General features: G+C 67.6%; 14 protein-coding genes. 10 read left to right on the top strand and 4 right to left on the bottom strand.

Features of this window, described 5'->3' with window-relative positions; all coding sequences use genetic code 11:
* The 4 genes from BLW14_RS04425 to BLW14_RS04410 all read left to right on the top strand — a co-directional run bounded on the left by BLW14_RS04425 (nt 1) and on the right by BLW14_RS04410 (nt 8,844).
* Nucleotides 1–2,961 carry a helicase-related protein gene (locus tag BLW14_RS04425; RefSeq protein WP_093704521.1) on the top strand — a complete coding sequence of 987 codons (2,961 nt, stop codon included), beginning with the start codon at nt 1–3 and terminating at the stop codon, nt 2,959–2,961.
* On the top strand, nt 2,961–7,082 hold the full coding sequence (locus BLW14_RS04420) for an Eco57I restriction-modification methylase domain-containing protein (RefSeq protein ID WP_093704519.1): 4,122 nt from the start codon (nt 2,961–2,963) through the stop codon (nt 7,080–7,082). Before BLW14_RS04425 ends, BLW14_RS04420 begins: the two co-directional genes overlap by 1 nt.
* Nucleotides 7,083–7,154: 72 nt before the next feature.
* Nucleotides 7,155–7,724 (top strand): flagellar basal body-associated FliL family protein, encoded by a 570-nt coding sequence (locus tag BLW14_RS04415; RefSeq protein WP_093704517.1) that lies wholly within the window; start codon nt 7,155–7,157, stop codon nt 7,722–7,724.
* A 106-nt stretch (nt 7,725–7,830) separates the two neighbouring features.
* Nucleotides 7,831–8,844: an EcsC family protein gene (locus tag BLW14_RS04410; protein WP_093704515.1), complete on the top strand. Its 1,014-nt coding sequence runs from the start codon at nt 7,831–7,833 to the stop codon at nt 8,842–8,844.
* Between the two features lie 19 nt (nt 8,845–8,863).
* On the opposite strand, the gene BLW14_RS04405 is transcribed toward BLW14_RS04410, so the two are convergent.
* The gene (locus BLW14_RS04405; protein ID WP_093704513.1) at nt 8,864–9,070 is read right to left on the bottom strand and encodes a DUF397 domain-containing protein; all 207 of its coding nucleotides are present in this window, start codon (nt 9,068–9,070) and stop codon (nt 8,864–8,866) included.
* Nucleotides 9,060–9,950 (bottom strand): helix-turn-helix domain-containing protein, encoded by an 891-nt coding sequence (locus BLW14_RS04400; RefSeq protein WP_093704511.1) that lies wholly within the window; start codon nt 9,948–9,950, stop codon nt 9,060–9,062. The genes BLW14_RS04405 and BLW14_RS04400 overlap by 11 nt, the downstream gene beginning before the upstream one ends.
* Before the next feature lie 145 nt (nt 9,951–10,095).
* Between BLW14_RS04400 and BLW14_RS04395 the strand changes: the two genes are divergently transcribed.
* Nucleotides 10,096–10,575, top strand: coding sequence for an ATP-binding protein (locus BLW14_RS04395; RefSeq protein ID WP_371128113.1), 480 nt, complete (start codon nt 10,096–10,098; stop codon nt 10,573–10,575).
* 10 nt (nt 10,576–10,585) lie between these two features.
* Here BLW14_RS04395 and BLW14_RS04390 read toward each other — a convergent pair whose 3' ends face one another.
* A complete protein-coding gene (locus BLW14_RS04390) occupies nt 10,586–10,993 on the bottom strand; it encodes a hypothetical protein (RefSeq protein ID WP_093704507.1) in 408 nt (135 codons plus the stop codon).
* Nucleotides 10,994–11,339: 346 nt separating this feature from the next.
* Here BLW14_RS04390 and BLW14_RS04385 point away from each other — a divergent pair, with 346 nt between their 5' ends.
* From BLW14_RS04385 to BLW14_RS04375, 3 genes are read left to right on the top strand one after another with little or no spacing between them, the layout of a single operon-like run.
* A complete protein-coding gene (locus BLW14_RS04385; protein ID WP_256332675.1) occupies nt 11,340–12,590 on the top strand; it encodes an ATP-binding protein in 1,251 nt (416 codons plus the stop codon).
* The gene (locus BLW14_RS04380; protein WP_093704503.1) at nt 12,587–13,636 is read left to right on the top strand and encodes a ParA family protein; all 1,050 of its coding nucleotides are present in this window, start codon (nt 12,587–12,589) and stop codon (nt 13,634–13,636) included. Before BLW14_RS04385 ends, BLW14_RS04380 begins: the two co-directional genes overlap by 4 nt.
* 51 nt (nt 13,637–13,687) lie before the next feature.
* Entirely contained in the window at nt 13,688–14,074 is a 387-nt protein-coding gene (locus BLW14_RS04375) for a hypothetical protein (RefSeq protein ID WP_093704501.1), read from the top strand.
* A gap of 12 nt (nt 14,075–14,086) precedes the next feature.
* Here the strand turns inward: BLW14_RS04375 and BLW14_RS04370 are convergent, their stop codons facing one another.
* Nucleotides 14,087–17,395 carry a type ISP restriction/modification enzyme gene (locus tag BLW14_RS04370; protein WP_093704499.1) on the bottom strand — a complete coding sequence of 1,103 codons (3,309 nt, stop codon included), beginning with the start codon at nt 17,393–17,395 and terminating at the stop codon, nt 14,087–14,089.
* A gap of 685 nt (nt 17,396–18,080) precedes the next feature.
* Here BLW14_RS04370 and BLW14_RS04365 point away from each other — a divergent pair.
* Together BLW14_RS04365 and BLW14_RS04360 are read left to right on the top strand one after the other, a co-directional pair.
* Complete coding sequence (locus tag BLW14_RS04365; protein ID WP_093704497.1) at nt 18,081–19,721, top strand: hypothetical protein; 1,641 nt, start codon at nt 18,081–18,083, stop codon at nt 19,719–19,721.
* Between the two features lie 86 nt (nt 19,722–19,807).
* Nucleotides 19,808–21,949 carry a UvrD-helicase domain-containing protein gene (locus BLW14_RS04360; protein WP_093704495.1) on the top strand — a complete coding sequence of 714 codons (2,142 nt, stop codon included), beginning with the start codon at nt 19,808–19,810 and terminating at the stop codon, nt 21,947–21,949.

Raw genomic sequence — 21,949 nt, 5'->3', positions numbered from 1 at the left:
ATGGCACTCACATACTCCGCCGGTTCCCTGGTGACGGCCCGTGGCCGCGAATGGGTGGTGCTCCCCGAAAGCGCCACCGACATGCTCGTGCTGCGCCCCCTCGGCGGCTCGGACGACGACATCGCCGCCGTCTTCCCCGCGTTCGAGGACGTCAAGGGCGCCGAATTCGCCGCCCCCGAGCCTTCCGACCTCGGCGACCAGCGCGCGGCCGGCCTCCTGCGTACCGCCCTGCGCATCGGCTTCCGCTCCGGAGCCGGTCCCTTCCGCTCCCTCGCGGGCATCGCGGTCGAGCCCCGCGCCTACCAGCTGGTCCCGCTGCTCATGGCGCTGCGGCAGCAGACCGTACGCATGCTGATCTCCGACGACGTCGGCATCGGAAAGACCGTCGAAGCGGGCCTCATCGCGAGCGAGCTCCTCGCCCAGGGCGAGGCGACCGGCCTCGCCGTCCTCTGCTCGCCCGCCCTGGCGGAGCAGTGGCAGGGAGAGCTGCGCAGCAAGTTCGGCATCGACGCCGAGTTGATCCTCTCCTCCACCGTCTCCCGCCTGGAGCGCGGCCTGGACCTGGGCCAGTCCCTCTTCGACAAGTACCCGCACGTCATCGTCTCCACGGACTTCATCAAGTCCACCCGCCACCGCGACGACTTCGTGAAGCACTGCCCCGACCTGGTCATCGTCGACGAGGCTCACACCTGCGTCGCCGCGGACGACACCTCGGCCTCCGCGCAGAACCAGCTCCGCTACGAGCTGCTGCGCCGCGTCTCCGAGGACACGACCCGCCACCTGCTGCTGGTCACTGCCACCCCGCACAGCGGCAAGGAGTCCGCGTTCCGTAACCTGCTCGGCCTGGTCAAGCCCGAACTCGCCACGGTGAGCCTGGACTCGGAGCCCGGCCGAAAGCTCCTCGCTCAGCACTTCGTGGCGCGCAAGCGGGCCGACGTACGCCAGTACCTCACGACCGACGACGGCCTGGCGGACGACACCCTGGCCGAGAAGACGGCGTTCCCCTCGGACCGCTTCTTCAAGGACGAGACGTACAAGCTGTCCCCGGCCTACCGCGCCCTCCTCGACGACGCCATCGCCTACGCGAGCGAGCGCGTGCAGGAGGCCGGTTCGCAGGGCAAGCGCGAGGCGCGCATCGCCTGGTGGTCCGCGATCGCCCTGCTGCGTTCCCTCGTCTCCTCCCCGCGCGCCGCCTCCCAGACCCTCACCACCCGGTCGGCCGCCGCAATCGCCGCCTCCGCCGAGGAAGCCGACAAGCTCGGCGCCCCCCTCAACTCGGACGCGGCGGACAGCGACGCCATGGAGGGCCAGGACGTCGCCCCTGGCGCAGAGACCACCGATAACGCGGGCGCACGCCTCAAGGACCTGGCGGCGCGGGCCGAGAAGCTGGAGGGGGTGGAGGGCGACCTCAAGCTCAAGGCGCTCATCAAGCACATCAAGGCGCTGCTCGCCGACGGCTACAACCCGATCGTGTTCTGCCGCTACATCCCCACCGCCGAGTACGTAGCCGCCGAGCTGAGCGACAAGGAGACCGACGGCAAGAAGAAGCGCGGCCCGCTGGGCACGAAGACCGTCGTCAAGGCCGTCACCGGCACCCTCTCCCCGCAGCAGCGCCTGGAGCGCATCGAGGAGCTGGCAGCGGAGGCGGGCGACGACGCGGCCGCCCGCCGCGTCCTCGTCGCCACCGACTGCCTCTCCGAGGGCGTCAACCTCCAGCACCACTTCGACGCCGTCGTCCACTACGACCTGGCATGGAACCCGACCCGGCACGACCAGCGCGAGGGCCGCGTCGACCGCTACGGCCAGCGCCGGGACCAGGTCCGCGTCATCACCCTGTACGGCGACGACAACGGCATCGACGGCAAGGTCCTCGAAGTCCTCATCAAGAAGCACCGGCAGATCAAGAAGGACCTCGGCATCTCGGTCTCCGTGCCCGACGAGACCTCGGCCGGTGTCACCGACGCCATCGTCGAATGGCTGCTCATGCGCGGCCACCGGGGCGAGCAGGAAGGCTTGTTCGCCGCGGACGAGGTCATGGACACCAAGGCCGCCCAGCTGGAGAAGGACTGGAATTCGGCCGCCGACCGGGAGAAGGCGTCCCGCTCCCGGTTCGCCCAGCGCTCCATCCACCCCGAGGAGGTCGCCCGCGAGGTCGGCGCGCTCCGCGAGTCCCTGGGCAGCGCGGGCGAGATCCGCACCTTCGTACGCGAGTCCCTGGGCGCCCTGGGCGGCGTTCTGCGCGCTGCGGGTGACGGCTTCACCGCCCAGGTGGGCGGCGCCCCGGCCGGCCTGCGGGACGCCCTCGCCCCGGTCGTCGGTGCGGAGGCCATCGAGCACGACCGCCCGATCCCCTTCCGCGACGACCCCGCGGTCGCGCGCGGCGAGGCCGCCCTCGTCCGTACCGACCCTGTCGTCGGCGCCCTGGCCGCCCACGTCCTCAACGCCGCCCTGGACACCCAGGCCGAGGGCGAACGGCCCGCCCGCCGCTGCGGCGTGGTCACCACGGACGCCGTCACCACCCGGACGACCCTGCTCCTGGTCCGCTACCGCTTCCACCTCACGCTGCCCTCCCGCAGCGGCGAGAAGCAACTGGTCGCGGAGGACGCCCGGCTCCTGGCCTTCCGCGGCTCCCCGAAGAACGCGGAGTGGCTGCCCCAGGAGGAGGCGGTGGCCCTGCTGGACGCCACAGCCACGGAGAACACCGACCCGCACTTCGGTGAGCGCACCATGACCCGCATCCTGGGGCAGCTCCCCGGGACGACGGCCCACCTGGAGTCGTACGGCGACGAGCTCGCCGCCGCCCTCGACGCCTCCCACCGCCGGGTGCGCACCGCGTCCGGCGAGATCGTCCGAGGCCTCTCGGTCACGGCCCAGAAACCCGCCGACATCCTCGGCGCGTACGTATACCTGCCCGACGCCTCTGCTTCCGCCGCCGTTTCCGTCGCTGGAGAGTCCGCCTGATGTCCGCCACCACCCGCAACCAGGTCTTCTCCGCCGTCCAGACGGTGGGCGCGCTCCTCCCGGCGGACATGCTGGTCCGCATCAGCGAGGGCAAGGACACCCCGGGCTCCAAGCCGGCCGACTACGGTCTGCCCTCTTCACGATCCGTCCGTGACGAGGCCGAACGCAGCTGGGAGTACCTCAAGCCCCTCTGGCGCGAACTGCGCAAGCGCTTTCCGGAGAACCCGGAGACCGGCGCTCCCGCCACCGACCCGACCGGCCTCGCGACCAGCGACTGGCTGGCCCCGCTCTGGCGCGAACTGGGCTTCGGCCCGCTGACACCGGTCGGCCCGGACGGCATCACCGCCGACTCCGACAGCGAGAAGAAGTTCCGGGTCTCCCACCGCTGGCGCCACGCACTGATCCACCAGACGGCGTGGAACGCCGACCTGGACAAGCGACCGGGCGGCGCCGGCACGGTCCCGCCGCAGTCGATGCTCCAGGAGTGCCTGAACCGCACGGACGCCCACCTGTGGGGTGTGCTGACGAACGGCCGCCAGGTGCGGCTGCTGCGCGACTCGAGCGCGCTGGCGACGGCGTCGTACGTGGAGTTCGACCTGGAGTCGGTCTTCGACGGCGAACTCTTCAGCGAGTTCGTGCTGCTGTACCGGCTGCTGCACGTGTCCCGGTTCACGGTGGAGGAGGACGCGCCGGCGTCGGGCTGCTGGCTGGAGAAATGGCGCACGGAGGCGATCGCGACCGGGACGCGGGCGCTGGACCACTACCGCGACGGTGTGCAGGCCGCGATCACCGCGCTCGGTACGGGCTTCCTGCGCCACCCGGACAACGCGGCTCTGCGCGAGAAGGTGGACGTACCTGCCTTCCACCTCGCGCTGCTTCGCCTCGCCTACCGCATGATCTTCCTCTTCGTGGCCGAGGACCGAGACGCGCTGCACACACCGGGAGCCGACCAGCAGGCACGGGACCGGTACGCCTCCTACTTCTCCTCCGCCCGTCTGCGCCGCCACGCCGCCCGCCGCCGCGGCACCGCCCACAGCGACGTCTACCGCTCCTTGCGCATCGTCCTGGACGCGCTCGGCCACGAGGACGGCCGCCCCGAGCTGGGCCTGCCCGGACTCGGAGGCATCTTCAACGACACCGACGCGGACGCCCCGATCCGCGACCTCGCCCTCTCCAACGACGCGATCCTGGAAGCCGTCCGCCACCTGTCCCGCATGCGCGACGCGGGCTCCTCGCGCTGGCGGCCGGTCGACTACCGAAACATGGGCTCCGAGGAACTCGGCTCGGTGTACGAATCGCTCCTGGAACTCGTGCCGCAGTACAGCGCGGTCGAGCGCACGTTCCGGCTGGTCAACCGCTTGGGCAACGACCGCAAGAAGACCGGAAGTTACTACACACCCAGCTCGCTCATCGACAGGCTCCTCGACTCCACGCTCGACCCCGTCATCGACGAGGCCCAGAAGACCGGCGAGCAGAAGGCCACCGCCGCCGGACAGCCCGACCCCACCGACGCCATAGTGACGGAGCTGCTCTCCCTGACCGTCTGCGACCCCGCGTGCGGATCCGGCCACTTCCTGGTCGCGGCAGCCCGCCGCATCGCCAAACGGGTCGCCGCCGTACGGGAACAGAACCCGGAGCCGACGACCGACGCGGTACGCCACGCCATGCACGAGGTGGTGGCACGGTGCGTGTACGGCGTCGACCTCAACCCGATGGCCGTCGACCTGGCCAAGGTCTCCCTGTGGCTGGAGGCGCTGGAACCGGGACGCCCGCTCGGCTTCCTCGACGCCCACATCAAGCTCGGCAACGGCCTGATCGGCGCCACGCCCAAGCTGCTCCGCGACGGCATCCCCGACAAGGCGTTCAAGGCCGTCGAGGGTGACGATACGGACTGGGCGAAGTCACTCGCCAAGCGCAACGCGCTGGAACGCGCGGGCAACATCGGCCTCTTCGACGTGGAGACCGAGACCCGCGTGGCCAACACCGTCTTCGCGGAAGGCCTCCGCACCATCACCACGGCCCGCGCTGACTCGCTTGCGGATGTACGCCAGCAGGAAGCCGCGTACAAGGCTTGGGCGACCTCGGCGGACTACCGCCGCGCCCTGCACATCGCCGACGCCTGGTGCGCCGCGTTCACCTGGCGCAAGGCAGCGGACGAGCCGCCGGCCATCACCTTCGAGGTGTTCGAGCACCTGAAGGACCCGTCGGCGAAGGCGGCTTCCCCTGCGGTCCACAAGGAGATCGCGCGGCAGGCCGAGCTGTTCCGGTTCTTCCACTGGCACCTGGAGTTCCCCGAGGTCTTCGTGGTCCCGGACGGCGACGACTCGGCGGAGGACGCGGACCCGGCAACGGGGTGGGGCGGTGGGTTCTCGTGCGTGGTGGGCAACCCGCCGTGGGACAAGGTTGACTTCGAGGACAAGAAGTACTTCAGCGTGGTCGAGCCGTCGATCGCCGAGATCGCCGGCACAGCCCGCCGGAACCGCATCGTCGAGTGGGAGGCGGAGAACCCGGAGGCAGGGGAGCGGTACCGCTTGGCGCGGCGGATGGTGAAGTCGACGTTCCTGTTCGCGGGAGGATCGGGGGCGTTCCCGCTGTGCGAGAAGGGGCTGACGGTCAAGGGTGTCAACTCACTGCAGACCGACCAGCTCTTCGTGGAACGGTTCGCCTCGATCGCGGGGGCACGGAGCCGGTTCGGAGCGATCATTCCCACAGCGATTGCCACCGGAGCGGGAGCCCAGCACCTGTTCGCTGATTTCACGCGGAGGGGTTCGGTTGTTGCTCTGTACGACTTCGAGAACAAGAAGCCGCTGTTCGAGGGCGTGGACTCCCGCTACAAGTTTTGCTTGCTCTCGCTTAGCGGGCATGCGCTAAAGGAGCCAGCCGCGAGAATGGCGTTCTTCCTGCGCGACCCATCGGAACTGGATGACGCAGAGCGAGCATTTGTGCTCAGTCCCCAGGAGATCGCGCTGATCAACCCCAACACTGGCACGCTGCCAATCTTCCGCTCCCGGCGTGACGCGGACCTGGTGGTCGGGATCTACGAGCGCATTCCCGTGTTGTGGAACGAGAGGCAGAAGGGTGTGAATCCATGGGGGATCAGCTTCAAGAATCTGTTCAACATGACCGATGACTCCGACCTTTTCCGCACACGTGAAGCGTTGATCGGGGACGGGTGGGAGTTGCAGGGCAATGTGTTCGTGCAAGAGGGCAAGCGGATGCTGCCACTGTACGAGGGGAAGATGGCTCACCACTTCGACCACCGGTGGAACGCCTACTACGGTACTGGCAACGAGGAGCGCCGCCGTCTGGAGCGAGCAGAGAAGCAGGACCCCGCAGCACTCGCCGATCCGCGCTACTGGGTTGCTGATGAGGGCGACGTTCCAACAGTTCGAAAAAACAAGAAGGTGGAGATTCCCGGCGTTTCCAGGCGTTTGGAAGAGGCCGGGTGGGGCCATGATTGGCTGGTCGGCTGGCGGGACGTGTGCCGTACAACTGACGAGCGTACCGCGATCCCTGCATTCTTGCCGCGTGCGGCGGTCGGACACACCTATCCGCTGATGCTACCGGGCGTTGCTCCGCATCTCGTTGCCGCGATGGTGGCCGCCCAGTCATCACTGGTCTTCGACTTCGTCAGCCGCCAGAAGATCAGTGATGCACACATGAAGCTCTTCATCTGGAAGCAGTTGCCTGTCCCGACTCCCCAAATCATGGAACCGCACACATTCTTCGTCATGCCTCGGGTGCTCGAACTCGTCTATACGGCCTACGACATGGCAGGCCTGGCCCTAGGCCTCAACGACAAGGGCGGTCCCTTCCAGTGGAGCGAGGAACGCCGTGCTCAGCTTCGAGCCGAGCTGGACGCCTACTTTTTCCACCTCTACGGCATCTCCCGCGAAGACACCGACTACATCCTGGAGACGTTCCAGACGGAACCGAGCGGCGGCCTCAAGCACAACGAGATCGACAAGTACGGCGAGTACCGCACCAAGCGCTTGGTCCTCGCCGAGTACGACCGTATGGCCGCCGCCTGCCTCACCCTGGAGAACCCCCTCGTCGACGGCGAGAACTACACCTCCACCCTCACGCCGCCCCCCGGCCATGGCCCCCGCCACCCCGCCTGACGCAGCACATAGCAGAGCCCGGCGCCCGTCCACCCTGACGGGCGCCCCCTACTCGGACAGGACGAAACCTTCATGACCGACGACGAACCTCAGAGACCGACCCTGGCCGTTCCGCCCGTTCCCGAAGCCCCGCCTCTGGCCGTTGCGGTCGGTCCACGCCGCAACTCCGGAAGGCGCACGCTTATAATCGCCGCCGTCGTCGCGGCCCTGCTCATCGGTGGCGGTGCCACCTGGTGGGCGCTCGCCGACGACGGGGCCGGTGACGCCATGAGCCACGTCGAGATCTCCGGCGGCAAGGTCATCGATTCCGAGAACAGCCTGCTGGATGACGACGAAGAGTGCGACGACACGGACGATCTCTCGTACAACGACTGTGATGCCGATTCGGCCTACGAATACATCTACAAGGTCACCAACGAAGGTGACGAGCCTGCCAACTACGCGGTGATCCTCAACGCCTTCGACGAAGACGGTGACTTCATCGGGCAGACGTACTTCAGTGCAACACACCTGCTCCCTGGCAAGAGCAAGGCGGACACCGGTGAGTTCAACAAGTACAGCGAATTTCCCGAGGACGACGAGGTGACCGACATCGCCTCGGTCAAGGTCGCCCACGTCGAGCGCGTCGCCCTCGCCAACTGATCCGGTCCGCACCGGAACTGAGCTGACGCTGCCGACCGCAGAGGCGGACGCGGTGGAGTTGAGGGCATCGCGAACCCAGTGATCGTCATGGAAACGGAGAACCGCAATGAGCACGGACACCGACCCGATCGCCGACGTCACAACCGTCATGAGCGCGTACGAGGAGCAGGTATGGGCCACGCTCAACGAGCACTGGCAGAACCGCAACAACCGCCGGGGCCTGCCGAACTGGGCAAGTACCGCGATCGGTCGTACGGGTGAGGCCACGGGAAACGCGGTAAGACGGGTCAAGGACGCTGTGCCGGAGGCGGTCGCCGAGCCGGTTCGGCGTGCAGGTGGCGCGGTCGCCGACAAGGCCCTGGGGCCGGCGCTCGCAGGCGCGGCGGCGCTGGTCGAGTTGGTCAACGAATCGGCTCTGGAGCTCAACGACCCCAAGAACGTCGAGAAGATCGCCCGCAAGCGAGGCCTTGAGCTCGACAGCTTCACCGAACTGCGGCAGCAGGACCTGAAGTTCTGCGATCGGCTGCTGACCCGCAACACGCTCAAGTGGCGTGCCACCGGCGCGATAGAGGGCGGCGCCATGGGCGCGCTCGCCATGGTCCCCGTCGCCGGCATTCCCGTCGCGATGACAGCGGACATACTCGTCCTCCAGGTCATGAGTACGTCGATCGCAGCACGCATCGCGTACTCCTACGGCTACGACGCCAAGGACCCCGATGAGCAGGACTTCATTCAGCGCCTGGTACAGCGGTCCTTCATGGCCCAGGCGGCCAAGGCAGGGCCGCTGCGTGACACCGCGCGGGCGGCGGAGGCGCTCAAGGGGCGCGTCAACTGGTCGGCCAAGCTCCGCCAGGACCACCGACTCGTGGCCGCGCTGGAGAAGTTGATGCAGCAGATGGGTCCGGCCGGTGCGCGTGTGCCGGTCAAGAACGTGGCCAAGGTCGTGCCGTTCGTGGGTGTCCTCATCGGCGCAGGGATGAACTCCGCGGTCCTCGGCAGGGTGGCCGCCGACGCCCAGCGGTACTGCCAGACCCGGTTCCTGTGCGACAAGTACGGGCTGCCGCTGCCGGTCGCACTGGCGACCGGGCCGAGTGACGTCCCTGAGGCCGATGCCGTGTAAGCGATGGGCCGAGTGGGGATCACCCCTGGGCCACGAACCCCACGAAGCGGGACCAGCTACCGACCTCCACTGTGAAGGGCGCCCGTGCGGCGTCCTTGGAGTCTCGTACGTACACAGCGGTAAGGGAGACAGCGATCTCGACGCAGTCTCCGCCTCCTGAGCCGCTGTAGCTGCTCTTGCGCCAGTCCAGTTTCCCGTTGTGCCCCGCGTTCCGATCAGCGTTCATGCTGCGACTTCTCTCCTGCCAGTCTCCCGAGCAGATGTGAAGAGTCCGCCGGGTTCAGTGCCTGCGAACGCAGCTTGCCATACCGCAGGTCGAAGGCGCTGACTCGGGCAGGGTCGCTCACCACGGACCCCACTTCCTGAGACTCGACGTACGCGAATCGGCGGTGTTCCGCAGTCTCGAGCACCACGAATCCGCCGTTGAGGCCTGGATGGAAGCCGTATACGGCGGGCATGATCTGGATGCTCGCGTTGCGGAGAGTTGCTTGTGCCACCAGATGCAGAAGCTGCTCTCGCATCACCTCGGGTCCTCCGACTGGGTTCGTGAGCGCTGCTTCTCCGATCACGAAAGACAACTCCACAAGGGGGGAACGCGTCAGCAGCTGTTGGCGGCTGAGGCGAGCCTCTGTGTGGAGGTCGATCACCTCGTTCTCGAGTGCTGGGCAGTGCGCGGTGAACAGAGCACGTGCGTAGGCCTCCGTCTGCAGCAATCCTGGGATCAGGAGGGGATCGTAGGAGAAGCGGCTGATCGCCTCAACCTCGATGGAGGCGAAGTCCTGGAAGAACTCCGGCAACTTCGCCCGGTCCACATCCTCCTGCAGCACCCGCAGCGCCCCGCCCGCTTCCAGCACCCGTTCCGCGGCCTCGGTGAACGCGGCCTTGGCCGGTCGGCGGCCCTGTTCGACGGAGGCGACCTGTTCCACGGAGTAGCCGATCGCGTCGGCGAGACCCTGCTGGGTGAGTGCCGCCCGTTCCCGGAAGAGGCGGACAAGCTTGCCGTAGGCGATCCACGCGGCAGGGCGCTCCTTGCCGTCGCTACCGTTGCCGACGGCGCGCTCACGCCGGCCGGGCGGCACACACTGGTATTCGTTCGCTCTGCCCATCACGTCTCCTGCCCGCAGCAGTGATTACCCTGCACCTGCCAACGAGCCGTGCGGGGTGGGGGTCGCGGGTGGGACCCGTACAACTGCCGTACAGACCCGTACAACTGCCGTACCGGCGGCCGGGTACCCCCGAATGACCTGGGCGGTGCCGTACTCGCGGCGAGACGGTGACGAGGTGCAGTCATCACACGCAACTACCGAATCAGTCGCTCCGGCCCACCAGTTCGATGTCCGTCTCAGCAGCACCCGGCGCGGAGCCCGCCTCGCCCGCCGCCTCGCCGTGCAGGAGCTCGCCGCCTGGGGCATTCCGTACGACAGCGAGGCCTCGTGGGCGGTGGCAGTCGTCACGGCCGAGCTGGCGGCCAACGCCATCACGCACGGCCGGGTGCCGGGCCGGGACTTCCGCCTCTCCTTGCGACGGCACCGGCACCATATCCGCGTCGAGGTCACCGACACCCGCCCCGAATTCGGCCCCCCGAGGCCGCTGCCGCCGGAGCCCTCGATCGAGGCGGACTCCGGCAGAGGCCTGTTCCTCGTCGCCGTCTACGCCGAAGCCTGGGGCTGCGAAAGCCGGGACATCTGCACCAAGACGGTCTGGGCGGGCATCCCCTGCCCGGACGCGTAATGCGGGCTGATCAGATCCCTTCGAACCTCGGCCCCCAGGCCAGCCGGATGCCGACTGCCTGCGCGAGTGAGGCCCACCTGCCGTCCATGGGCCTCTTCTCCAGGACCAGGACCGGCCGTATCGAGTGACCGGAACCGGGGCGCTGGAGTTGGTGGACGTAGTCGAGCACCTGCCCGATGCCCAGCCGGATCTGCTGATCCTGGCTGGTCCCGGTCAGACTCTTGACCTCGGCTATGAAGATCTCGTCTTCGATGACCCAGCCCGCGTCGAACTGCGGGCTGTTTCTCGCGAAGGTGTGGACCGTGATATCGCGCTGGGCCAGGTGTCGCTCGCGCTCGTGTTCGGCGCCCAAGTGGGTGTCGCTGTAGTTTCGTCGGGTGTCGGACACGGTCTTGGTGCTGAGGTCGCCGTGGATCACGAGCCTGACGTGGCGGGAGAAGTCGGACTTGGACTTCGCGCCGCGCTGCCCGGCTCTGCTGTCGGCGCGCCCCCAATATCATCCCGTTCCAGTCTGTCTGCATCCGATTGGCGCGCGTGTGACGACCAGCCGTGATCCCGGAGCGAGTGACGGGGGTCACTCTTTCGCTCACGCGTTCGCCATAGTTCGCCACCCTTGGCCAGGTCCTGCACCACGGCGGGAACGGGCCACCTGTCCCGTTCTGAACGCCGTGTCGGGTATGACGTCCCGCAGCGGCCCGTCCCCGTTTCGCGGCCCTGGCGCCGACGGCCCGATCACGGGGCCCTGGACCGGGGGACGCGGCCCCGTGACTCATGACGTCGCGGTGCTGCGGGGTCAAAGCGGCAGAATGGCCGTCGTGAACGCAAAAGACGTGGATCTGGCCGAAGTCCTCGGCACTCGGGAGACGCCTGCCCTGGAGTTCAAGAGCACTGCCAAGCGGCAGGGGAAGCGCGGGGATGCCATCGGCAACGCCGTCTGCGCGATGGCCAACGACCTCTGCGGTGCAGGTGGTGGGGACATCCTGGTCGGAGTGGACGACGAGGGCAGACCGCTGGAGGGCGTAGACGTCAGTGACACCGCGCTGCTGGCGCTCACCGATCTCCGAGACGACGGGCGCATCCTCGACCGCCCCTCCTTCGTCGTGCAGCCGGCCGTCTACCAGGGCAAACCGGTCATTCGCATTCACGTCAACGCGTCCGACACCACGCCCGTGCGGTTCGAGGGCGTGATCTGGGTGCGGCCGGGGCCCACCACGCGCAAGGCGAACCGTGAGGACGAACGAGTCCTGTCCGAACGCCGACGCGCCAAGGATGGCCCCTTCGACACGCGAGCCCTGCCGATGGCCCACATCGAGGATCTGGATCTGGAGTTGTTCCGGCGGTCCTACCTGCCGTCACTGGTTGCTCCCGAGGTCATCGAGGAGAACGGCAGACCGGTCGAACAGCAGCTGTCCTCGCTCCATCTGCTCACGCCCGACGGATCGCCCACCGTCCTCGGCATGCTTGCCGTGGGTCTGGATCCCTCTACTCGGGTCCCCGGCGCGTACCTGCAGTTCGTCCGGTACCAGGGCGTGGACCTCGACGCGCCGATCGCGGATGACCAGGAGCTCCGGCAGAACCTCGTCGATGTCTCCGAACGGCTGGAGCCACTGCTGCGCAGCAACCTGCGGACGAGGCTGGTGGAAGACGGATTCCGGGAGTCCCGGCAGCCTGACTATCCGCTGGAGGCTCTGCGCGAGATCTGCATGAACGCGCTGATGCATCGTAACTACGAGACGTCCTACGCGCCCACGCGCATCGTGTGGTTCGACGACCGTATCGAGGTCACCAACCCGGGCGGTCCCTTCGGACAGGTCCGGGACGACAATTTCGACCGGGTGACCGACTACCGCAACCCTTCCCTGGCCGCTGCCCTGAAGGGGCTCGGATACGTGAACCGTTTCGGCCGGGGGATCGGCCGTGTAGTCAGGTCCCTGGAGACCAACGGGAACCCACCTGCCGAATTCCAGATCGACGACGCGTCCTGGGTCGTCATCATCCGGAGGGCCGCCGCATGACGTCCATCGCCCTGTTCAACAACAAGGGCGGCGTGGGAAAGACCACCCTCGCCTACCACCTGGCCCACATGATCAGGCGGCTCGGTCTGAGTGTGCTGGCCGTGGACCTCGATCCGCAGGCCAACCTCACCTCGATGTGCTTGGAGGAGACGGAGATCGAGGAGCTGTGGGAGAACCCTTCCGAGCTCATCGACCAGGGCGCCGCGGCCCAGGGACTGCCGGGGACCGGCCGGGTTCGCAGCGGGCAGACGATCGCCGACGCGGTGCGGCCCATCCTCGAGGGCACCGGAGATATCGCGGAGATCGCGCCGGCCCAGTTGCAGCAGGGCCTGTGGCTGCTGCCGGGCAGCCTGGACCTGAGTCGGTTCGAGGACAAGCTGTCCAACGAGTGGTCTCGCGCCTACGCCGGAGATGTCGCGGCCATCCGCACGTCCACCGCGTTCCACCGCGTCATCGAGCAGGCGGCCCGATCTGTTGAGGCGGATGTGGTTCTCATCGATGTCGGACCCAACCTCGGAGCGATCAACCGGGCCGCACTGATCTCCGCGGACACCGTGCTGATGCCTCTCGCAGCGGATCTCTTCTCACTCAAGGGCCTCAGTAACCTCGGTCCCACTCTGCGCGAGTGGCGCCGGGACTGGCAGAGCCTGGTGCTGCCGAGGGTGCCGCCCGGCATCTCGGCACCGAAGGCGGCCATGCGCCCGCTCGGCTACGTCATCATGCAGCCGGAGATGCGCCTTGACCGGCCGGTCAAGGCGTACGGGCGATGGCTCGACCGGATCCCCTGGGTCTACACCTCCAAGGTCCTGGACGAACCCACACCCTCGGCGATCGACGACCAGCACCGTATCGCCACGCTGAGGAACTACCGCAGTCTGATGCCACTGGCCCACGATGCGCGAAAGCCGATGTTCGACCTCAGGCCGGCCGATGGCGCGCTGGGGAGCACGCAGCAGTATGTAAAAACCTGCTACAAGGAGTTCCGCGCCCTTGCCGAGGCCGTGCTGAAACGCATCGATATCCGTACCGACGAGCCGTCGGTCTGAGTCGCACGTACTCCGTGTGCTAGGCATGACGCCATGCATGCTCCAGGCCCTATGCCAGACGTAGCCCTCACCGATACGCAGTGGCGACTTCTCGCCCAGCTGGTTGCCGCCGCACTGCCCGATTCCGGCAGTGGCGGCCGGCAGCATGCACGAGCGATAGCGGCACGCGGTCTCGATCCCGATCAGGTGTACGTCGATGTCCCCGTCCTGACATGGCTGCGGCTGCTGGAGCAACGGGATGACTGGCTGGTGGTCACGGACCTCGGAACAGCCGTTCACTACCGCCGGGTGGCCGAGGCCTGCGAGCTGCGGCTGAGCGACGTGGCCCGTTTCGCCGAGGCCGGCGAAGCGGCGGCGCCGCACTTCGCCCGGACGGTTCGCCGTCTGGCCCAAGGCTCCCTCTCGCTCGCCGAGGCACTCGGGTCGCTCCCGGCCTGAGTGCCTCGGCCCTCAAGTGCCGTTCTCCTCCGGGAACAGCCCGCCCGTGGGGCGGTGGCGCGGCTTGCGGCCGAAGGCGGGCGGGAGTGTCACTCCTTCCGCGACGAGCTGGGCGGACGTGATCACCTCGCCCGCGAGGATGTCCGTGAGCAGGGTGGTCTGCGCCGGGGCCAGGTCCGTGAGGCGACGCAGGACACAGAGCAGCTCGATCAGTTCCGTCGTCCACTCCGGTGGCCAGCTCTCGACGTGGATGTCGTCGAGCGGGCTGGTCCTCTTGCTCGTCGGCTTGGCCTTGCGGTAGCCGAACCACTTGTTCACGACCCGCATGCCGCCCACGTGGTAGGCCCAGACCGCCTCCGGCACCGGAGCGAACGTGCCCTCGCCCACACGCAGAGTCTCCGTACCGGGGTCGTAGGACACGGTGTTCGGAACGGTGCCGCCGATATGGGTCAGGTAGCGGACCTGCCGCTCGTCTCCGGACGGAAACCCGACGTCAGCGGCGGGGCGGCCGGCCGGGGGATCGGCGAAGCGCTCGCCGTACGTCGACGCCCAGAGGATGTCGCGGCCCAGAGCCGTGGCCCTGTTCCAGAGTTTCGCGTCACGGGTCAGCGGTAAACGTACGCCGGGAGTGAGCAGGTCTTCCGCGAAGCGTTCGGTGAAGGCGCTGTGCCCGGTGACAGCGGCGGTGTAGGCGGCAAGGTCCGCTACGGTCACTGGCTCGCCGCGGAGGGTACGTGTGAGGTGAGGTAGAAGACCCGCCGCGGTATTGGGCGACCCGTCGGGATGCAGGATCGGCATCACGCGACCACCGCGGCCGTTGAAGTGGTCCGTGTCAGGTATGAGGTGCGTTGCCACGACGGCCGGGCCCGAATTGATCTGGTGTGACGACTGCTGGTTCAGGAAGAGCTGGCCGTGCTGGACCGCAGCCCACAGGTCCGGGCGAGGATAGTCGAGGACGCGGTTGTCCGCGATCAGCCACTGCCTGTCGAAGCTGCGCAGCGCGATCCTCACCGTCTCCGGGCGGTCGTCCGTCTCCTCGCCGAGCGCCCGGGAGCGTGCGGGGCGCCCGGGAAGTGGCGCCTTCTTGACGCCGAGCGTGCGGTCCCGGGTCTCTTTGAACAGCTCGGACTTCACCGCTGGGTCGGGCTCACGGATCAGCGTCGCCCACCGGCGGCGCAGGGTCTCCTGCGAGGGGCTGCTGACCCAGGACCGGTTCGCCTTGACACCGGGGCTGCCCCAGGGGAAAAGGTCGTCCAGAGCAGGGAACTCCTCCCAGCCCGACTGCGTCACCGGTGTGAAGGGGCGGTGCCCCGCCGGGTGGGTGGCCTTCCAGCCGTCGTCGTCCAGGTGGACCTCGCGCAGCTGCCGGTACTTGTCGCCGCGGCTGCCCGAGACGGCGCGGTAGTGCACGGGGGCCGCGTGATCCGCTCGGCGTTCCACTCCTGCTCTGCGAACGAAGACGCAGATGGCGAGGGGTTGGGCGACACCGGGAAAGGGGCGGGTGGCGACTTCGGCTCGCTGGCCCTCGGGGGACAGATTGATGACCCAGCCCTCGTCGCACGTCTGACGCAGATACTGCCGCATGCCCCGCCCGCCGGGACCCGTCGCCCATCCCGACGGAGTGATGAAGCAGACGACGCCGTGCCGGTCGTCCTGGTGCGCGTCGAACACCTTCCAGGCGGCCCAGCGCCAGAAGTAGACGTACATGTTCTTGAGGACGTGCTCGTACCTGCCGTTGCCGGGGAGCCGGAAATCGTCGAGGAGCGGAGCCTCCTGGCTGCTGCCCCGCTTCTCGACCCAGCCGCCTCGGTTCTCCGCCTTGTCGTCGTACGGCGGGTTCCCGATCACGACGTTCACCGGGGTGTTCGCCTTGATGTGGTTGGCCCGCCGGCGGGAGGCGGACAGCGCGTCGTACGAGTGCAGGTATTCGTCCTCGACGAAGGGATTGTCGAGGGTGTCCGTGACGAAGAGACTGAGCCCGCCTTCGGGCACCGGCGCCCGGTGGCGCTTCAGCAGGTCCGAAGTCCGGAGCTCGGCGACGGCGAAGGGCCCCATCTGCAGCTCGAAGCCGTAGAGGCGTGTGGCGAGCCGAGCGATGGCGTCGGGGGCCATCGCAGGACCGTAGCGGTCGGCCGCCTGCTCCGCCACCCGCTCGATGACCGTGTGCAGGTAGGTCCCCGTCCCCATCGCCGGATCCACGATGCGTACGTCGTCCTCGCCGAAGCCGGCCTGCTGTCCGAGCCGGGTACGCAGCACCTCCTCGGTAAGGCGGACCATCTCCTCCACGACCTGGTGCGGGGTGTAATAGGAGCCGCTCTTCTGGCGCAGCGCCGGGTCGTACACGGTCAGGAAGTTTTCATACAGGTGGAGATAGGCATCCCGGTTCCCGGCCCGGATGGCAGCCCAGTCCACGCCCGTGATCGTGCGCTGCAGGAGTTCGAGCGTCACACGGAAGCGGTCGTTGACGTTGTCCGTGAGCAGTTGTAACGCCCGGCCCATGAGGGCGTGGTCGGCATCCAGGCCGCGGCCGACGTCATGGAGGCCGACGTCCGGCGCGAGGATGTCCTCGGAGCGTGCGAGCAGGAGCGCGAAGGTCACGGCTTGGGCGTAACCGTCAGCGAACGTGGCGTCGTCGGCTGTGGGGAACAGCAGTCTGCGCCATTCGTTCTTGAGGCCGGTGAACGGCCTGGCCCGCAGGTCGTCCTCCGCGGCGGACGACTTTCGTTCAGCGGCCAGCTGCTCCAGCACGGTGGAGCGCAGAAGCCTGCACAGAGGGGCGATGTGCTGGACCAGCCGGGAGACGTGGGAAATCTTCGGAGGTTTCCAGTTCAGGAACATCCTGAGCAGCGTGTCGAAGGCCGCCGGATCGGCCGGGGTCAACGCCGGGCCCGCGCTCTTCAGGGATCCGCTGAACCAGACGGTCCCTCCCACCTGCTGTCCGTCGTGGAACAGCCGCCACTCGGTTCCGTTGGTGTAGAGAACGTTGGGGAGGTTGCGCAGCTTCTCCCACTGCTCCTTGTTGGGCTTGCTGAACGTGCTGGGGTCCACCGGGAGGTCGTGCCGCTTGAGCTCGATATAGCCCGTCAACTCGCCGGCGGCCCGCACGGCGTAATCGGGCCGGACGCCCAGGTCCGGAATCGAGTACTCGTCGTGCCAGCTGACTTCGTGCTGCTGATGCCGCTCACCGACGACCTTGAGCAGGGCTTCGAGCGGGCCGCGTACGGAGGCTTCCGGACCACCGCCGCCGGACAGCTTGACCTTCGACGCCCGGCCGAATTCCGCCACGGCCGAAACAAGCCAGCCGTACAGCCCCTCTGACATATGCCCCCCATGGGTCGAGTCAGACGCGGTGATCCCCGTTACGCATGGTCATTCGCGTGACACGAACTGTCAATGGCGCGTCAGGCGGGAGGGCCTCGCAGTGTGCATGCGTGCACACAGGTTCGAATTAGGGTGGGAGCAAAGTGTGTTGACAACGCTAACAAGATAGTCCACGCTGATCCGCGTAATGGGGCGTCGGGTTGCGCCGCCTCAGCCATTCGTTGGTGTCCAGGGCAAGGAGCACACCCATGACCGACACGTACGTGACCTCGGCTCGATGATCAACGGATCGCAGGCCGTGCTGCATGACGCACTCGCTCAGATCCTCGGTCTGGAGGAGCTCGCGGACACGGTCAAGGTGGCGAAGGCTCACGCCAAGGTGCTCGCCCGATGACCATCCCCGCCCATCGGCTTGCCGCTGCGGCCGGGCAATTGCTGAGTTCTCCGCGAGGCGTCACCTACGTCACCGCCCCTGGCACCCGGGCACGCGCCGCGTCGGCTCTTCTTCGGCTGGCGCTGGACGAGGCGACTGGTCGGCGCTCAGCGCAGCCTGCCATCACCACATCTATGCATTGCCGCCCACCCCGGCCGAGGTCCGAGCCTGGCACCAGGACGTGACCGAGCTGCTGAGCGTCCTGCCCGCTTCAAGACGATGACCCTGCACACCTGACGAAAGAGGCCCCGCATGGATACCCGTCGTTACCGCATGGTGGTCACCAGTGGACTGGACTACGTCAGAACCGGCGCCGAAGTCGACAACAGGCTGAGGGCATGGCTGCGGGAGCCACCGAAGCGCTATGACGTCGACGCGTTCGCCGAAGGGCGAAACGAGATCGCCCGCGGCGTCACCCTCGACCACGACGCCAGTACCGGGAGCGCCGGCGCCTACGGGCGGTGGAGGCTCCGGGAGACGGCTCCGGACGGCACATGGCAGACCACCGTACTGATACGGCAGATCGGCGAGGGCCCGACCTGGGTGCAGTTGGACGTCGAGCACCTTCCCGACGACGTGGACGCGTTCCCTGTCCCGGCGAAGACCCCCCGCCTCGCCGGTAGCCTTCTCGGTGTCCTGGAGGCACGTGACGGTCTGGCCGACGTCACACCCGTACTTCAGGTCATCGAGGCGGAGGACGTCGAATCCGTCGTTGATGAGTTGTGCGACGAGAACCGGCGTCTGCCTATCGTCATGGCGAGCACTCCTTTCGGCGTCGATTTCGACACATGGCTGGAACGCACGCTTGATCCGCTGTTCCGGCCATTGGCCGGCCTGGCCATTCTTTACGTGCTTGCGCCCGAGGCCGGCGCGCTCTTCAATCGCACCCTCGTACATCACCAGGTATACGGCGGTGGAATCCGCACCTATCTCCCAGGAGTCGACCCAGCCTGGCCGGCCGACGGGCAGCGGCACCGTGTGATGTCGCGACGCCTCATCACGGAGAAGCCGCAACACGCCCGCCGAATACTCGCTCATCTGCCCCAGAACCTGGCGACCCGGCTGCCGCTCCCCGCTGAACTCGACTCCGTACCCGTGATGCGGACACGGGCCAGGGAGGCAGTGGGCGCATCCGAACTCGAAAGGCTCCGCGACGAGAACAACGCCCTGTACGAGATCGTCGAGGAAGCAGGCCGGGAACAGCGCATCCGAGCTGATGAGATCCGCGACCTCAAGCACGAACTGCGGAAGGCGGAAGACAACGAGACGCTACTCATTGTCGACTACGACGAACAATATCGGGACCTGCACCAGGCGAAGGCACAGGTGCTGGCCCTCCAGAAGCGGCTGTCGGTCCTCGGCGCGGCAGCCGACGCCTACGCCCCTGTGGACATCTCCGTCACCGAGCCAGACTCGTTCAAGGAAATCCTCGCCCGGATCGACGCGATGACGCACGTGCACTTCACCGGCCGTCGCAAGGAGACGTTGGAACTCGACGATCAGGCATACGGGTCCTCGTGGGTACGTATGGCCTGGGAAGCTCTGCTGGCCCTGCAGGGGTTCGCCGACGCGGCAGTCCGAGGACGGACCAACTGCGACTTCAAGCAGTGGTGTACGGACACACCACCCGGAGCCCCGGCCCTCTCGCCGCGAAAAGTCGTCCGGGACGAGTCCAAGACGGTGAAGGCCAAGGCAGCCTGGCGTAACCAGCGAACCTTTCCGGTACCCGCATATGTGAACCCTGCAGGCAAGGCCTTCATGGGTGCCCACCTGAGGATCGGCGGAGGAAACACCATCGCGCCGCGCCTGCACTACTACGACGCCGCCTGTGCAGAACACGGCATCTTCATCGGGTACATAGGCCCCCACTTGAACAACACACTGACCTCCTGAGCGTGGACGCCGCCCCGGAACACGAGCCGGGGCGGCGCTCGTATGATCGTCGAGGCCCCGCCGCGCTGGTGAACAAGGAGTCTCTCGTGCCGCAGCTCGCTTTCGCGAACACCTTCTGGGAGAGCTTCGACGCTCTGGAGAAGCCCGTGAAAGCGGGTGTACGCAAGGCGATGGCCAAGTTTCAGTCGCTGACCGTCGCCGAACTCCACGCGGACAAAGGGCTCCACCTGGAGTCGGTCGAGAAGGCGCGGGATCCGCGGATGCGGACCATCCGCATCAACGATTTCTGGCGCGGTGTGGTCCTCGCGCCTGATGACGGCAGCGACACGTTCCTGCTCCTGAGCGTCGTCCCGCACGACGACGCCTACACCTGGGCCGCCAAGCGTCTCTACACCGTCAACACGGCGACCCGCGCGCTGGAAGTGCGTAACGTGGTCGCGATCGAGCAGCTCACCCCCGCCCTGGAGAAGGCGGCGAACGCCGCTCCCACGCTGTTGTTCGCGGACTACTCGGACACCGTCATGCGGGAACTCGGCATCGACGACCAGGTGCTCAGGGCGGTCCGCACAGTCATCGACCGGCCACAACTGGATGCCTTCGGAACCCTGCTGCCCGAGGACCAGTTCGAGGTACTCACCTTCCTGGCCGAAGGGTTCACCCCCGAAGAGGTCTACCGTGACGTGGTTGTCCTGCGCCGGCCCGTGCACGCGACGCCCGAGCCGACGGAGGACCTCGCCACGGCGATCGCCAACACCAGCAGCCGCATCACTCTGATCACCGAACCCGACGAGCTCGCGGACATTCTGGAGAAGCCCTTCGCCGCCTGGAGGGTCTTCCTCCACCCTTCGCAGCGACGTCTCGCCTACCGCGTCTCCTACAAGGGCCCGGCCCAGATCACCGGCGGGCCGGGCACCGGCAAGACGGTCGTCGCCCTGCACCGCGTCAAACACCTGCTGTCCCGTTCGCCCGACGCCAGGGTGCTGCTCACCACCTACACCAACGCGCTCGCCGGGACCCTGCGGGAAAGTCTCGCGCTGCTTCTCGATGACGAGGCCCAGCTGGCGCGCGTGGACGTAACCACGGTGAACGCCTATGCCTACCGGATAGTGCGTGATCTGAGCGGCCGGACGCCGTCGCCCGTTGGTGACCAGGAGGAGCGGAAGGTCTGGCAAAAGGTGGCGAAGGAGCTGCGGCTGCCGTGGACCGAGCAGTTCCTGGCGCAGGAGTACCGGCATGTGGTCCTCGCACAGGACCTCCGGTCCGCCGCGGACTACCTGGCGGCCACCCGGCGGGGCAGGGGGACGGCTCTCGGGCCGCTCAAGCGTGCTCAGCTCTGGAGGGCCGTGGAAGCCTTCCGCGGTGCGCTGGTGGCCAAGGGCGTCAGCACTCACCTCCAGGTGTGCGACGAAGCAGCGCGGCTGCTCGGAGAGGCCGACCGCTCGGTGTATGGCTATGACCACGTCGTGGTGGACGAGGCGCAGGACCTGCACCCCGCACAGTGGCGTGTACTACGGGGGGCCGTCGACACCGGCCCGGATGATCTGTTCATCACGGGCGATCCCCACCAGCGGATCTACGACGCACGCGTGTCCCTCGCCTCACTCGGCATCACGGTTACGGGCCGCTCCACTCGGTTGCGCATCAACTACCGCAGCACGGAAGAGATCCTGGCCTGGTCCACCGGCGTGCTCGAGGACGTGCCCGTGGAGGATCTGGGTGGCGAGGGCGGGGACACCCTCGCCGGATACCGTTCGCTGCTCCACGGCCGCAGGCCTACCGCGGACGGCCACGGTTCGGAGCAGGCCGAGGTCACCGCGCTGGTCGAACGCGTTGAAGGATGGCTCGCCCAGGGCATCCGGCCTTCCGAGATCGCCGTGTGCACCCGGTTCAACGTCCTGCTGGACAAAGTGGGGGCCCGGCTGGTGGCCGGCGGCGTTCCCGCGGTCAAGGTGAAAGACGGGCCCGCAGCCGGTCAGGAAGGCGTCCGGCTGGCAACCATGCACGCTATGAAGGGCCTTGAGTTCCGGTGCGTGGTCGTCGCCGGCGTCACCGCCGGAGCGGTTCCGTTCGCCCGGGAGATCACGCCTGTCGAAGTCGACCGCCTACAGCACGAGTCGGACCTCCTTCGCGAGCGCTGCGTGCTGTTCGTGGCGTGTACGCGTGCCCGTGAAGCACTCCACGTCTCGTGGAGCGGCGCACCCAGCCCCTTCCTGCCTACCGGAAGGTAG

This window comes from Streptomyces sp. 2131.1 (assembly GCF_900105515.1).
Lineage (GTDB): Bacteria > Actinomycetota > Actinomycetes > Streptomycetales > Streptomycetaceae > Streptomyces > Streptomyces drozdowiczii.
This window is presented reverse-complemented; position numbering and strand designations above follow the sequence as displayed.

Excerpts from the sequence above, each read along its gene's own strand:
- BLW14_RS04365 (WP_093704497.1), top strand. The coding sequence starts at position 18,081 with ATGGATACCCGTCGTTACCGCATGGTGGTCACCAGTGGACTGGACTAC.
- BLW14_RS04370 (WP_093704499.1), bottom strand. The coding sequence starts at position 17,395 with ATGTCAGAGGGGCTGTACGGCTGGCTTGTTTCGGCCGTGGCGGAATTC.
- BLW14_RS04375 (WP_093704501.1), top strand. The coding sequence starts at position 13,688 with ATGCCAGACGTAGCCCTCACCGATACGCAGTGGCGACTTCTCGCCCAG.
- BLW14_RS04415 (WP_093704517.1), top strand. The coding sequence starts at position 7,155 with ATGACCGACGACGAACCTCAGAGACCGACCCTGGCCGTTCCGCCCGTT.
- BLW14_RS04380 (WP_093704503.1), top strand. The coding sequence starts at position 12,587 with ATGACGTCCATCGCCCTGTTCAACAACAAGGGCGGCGTGGGAAAGACC.
- BLW14_RS04405 (WP_093704513.1), bottom strand. The coding sequence starts at position 9,070 with ATGAACGCTGATCGGAACGCGGGGCACAACGGGAAACTGGACTGGCGC.
- BLW14_RS04425 (WP_093704521.1), top strand. The coding sequence starts at position 1 with ATGGCACTCACATACTCCGCCGGTTCCCTGGTGACGGCCCGTGGCCGC.
- BLW14_RS04410 (WP_093704515.1), top strand. The coding sequence starts at position 7,831 with ATGAGCACGGACACCGACCCGATCGCCGACGTCACAACCGTCATGAGC.
- BLW14_RS04420 (WP_093704519.1), top strand. The coding sequence starts at position 2,961 with ATGTCCGCCACCACCCGCAACCAGGTCTTCTCCGCCGTCCAGACGGTG.
- BLW14_RS04400 (WP_093704511.1), bottom strand. The coding sequence starts at position 9,950 with ATGGGCAGAGCGAACGAATACCAGTGTGTGCCGCCCGGCCGGCGTGAG.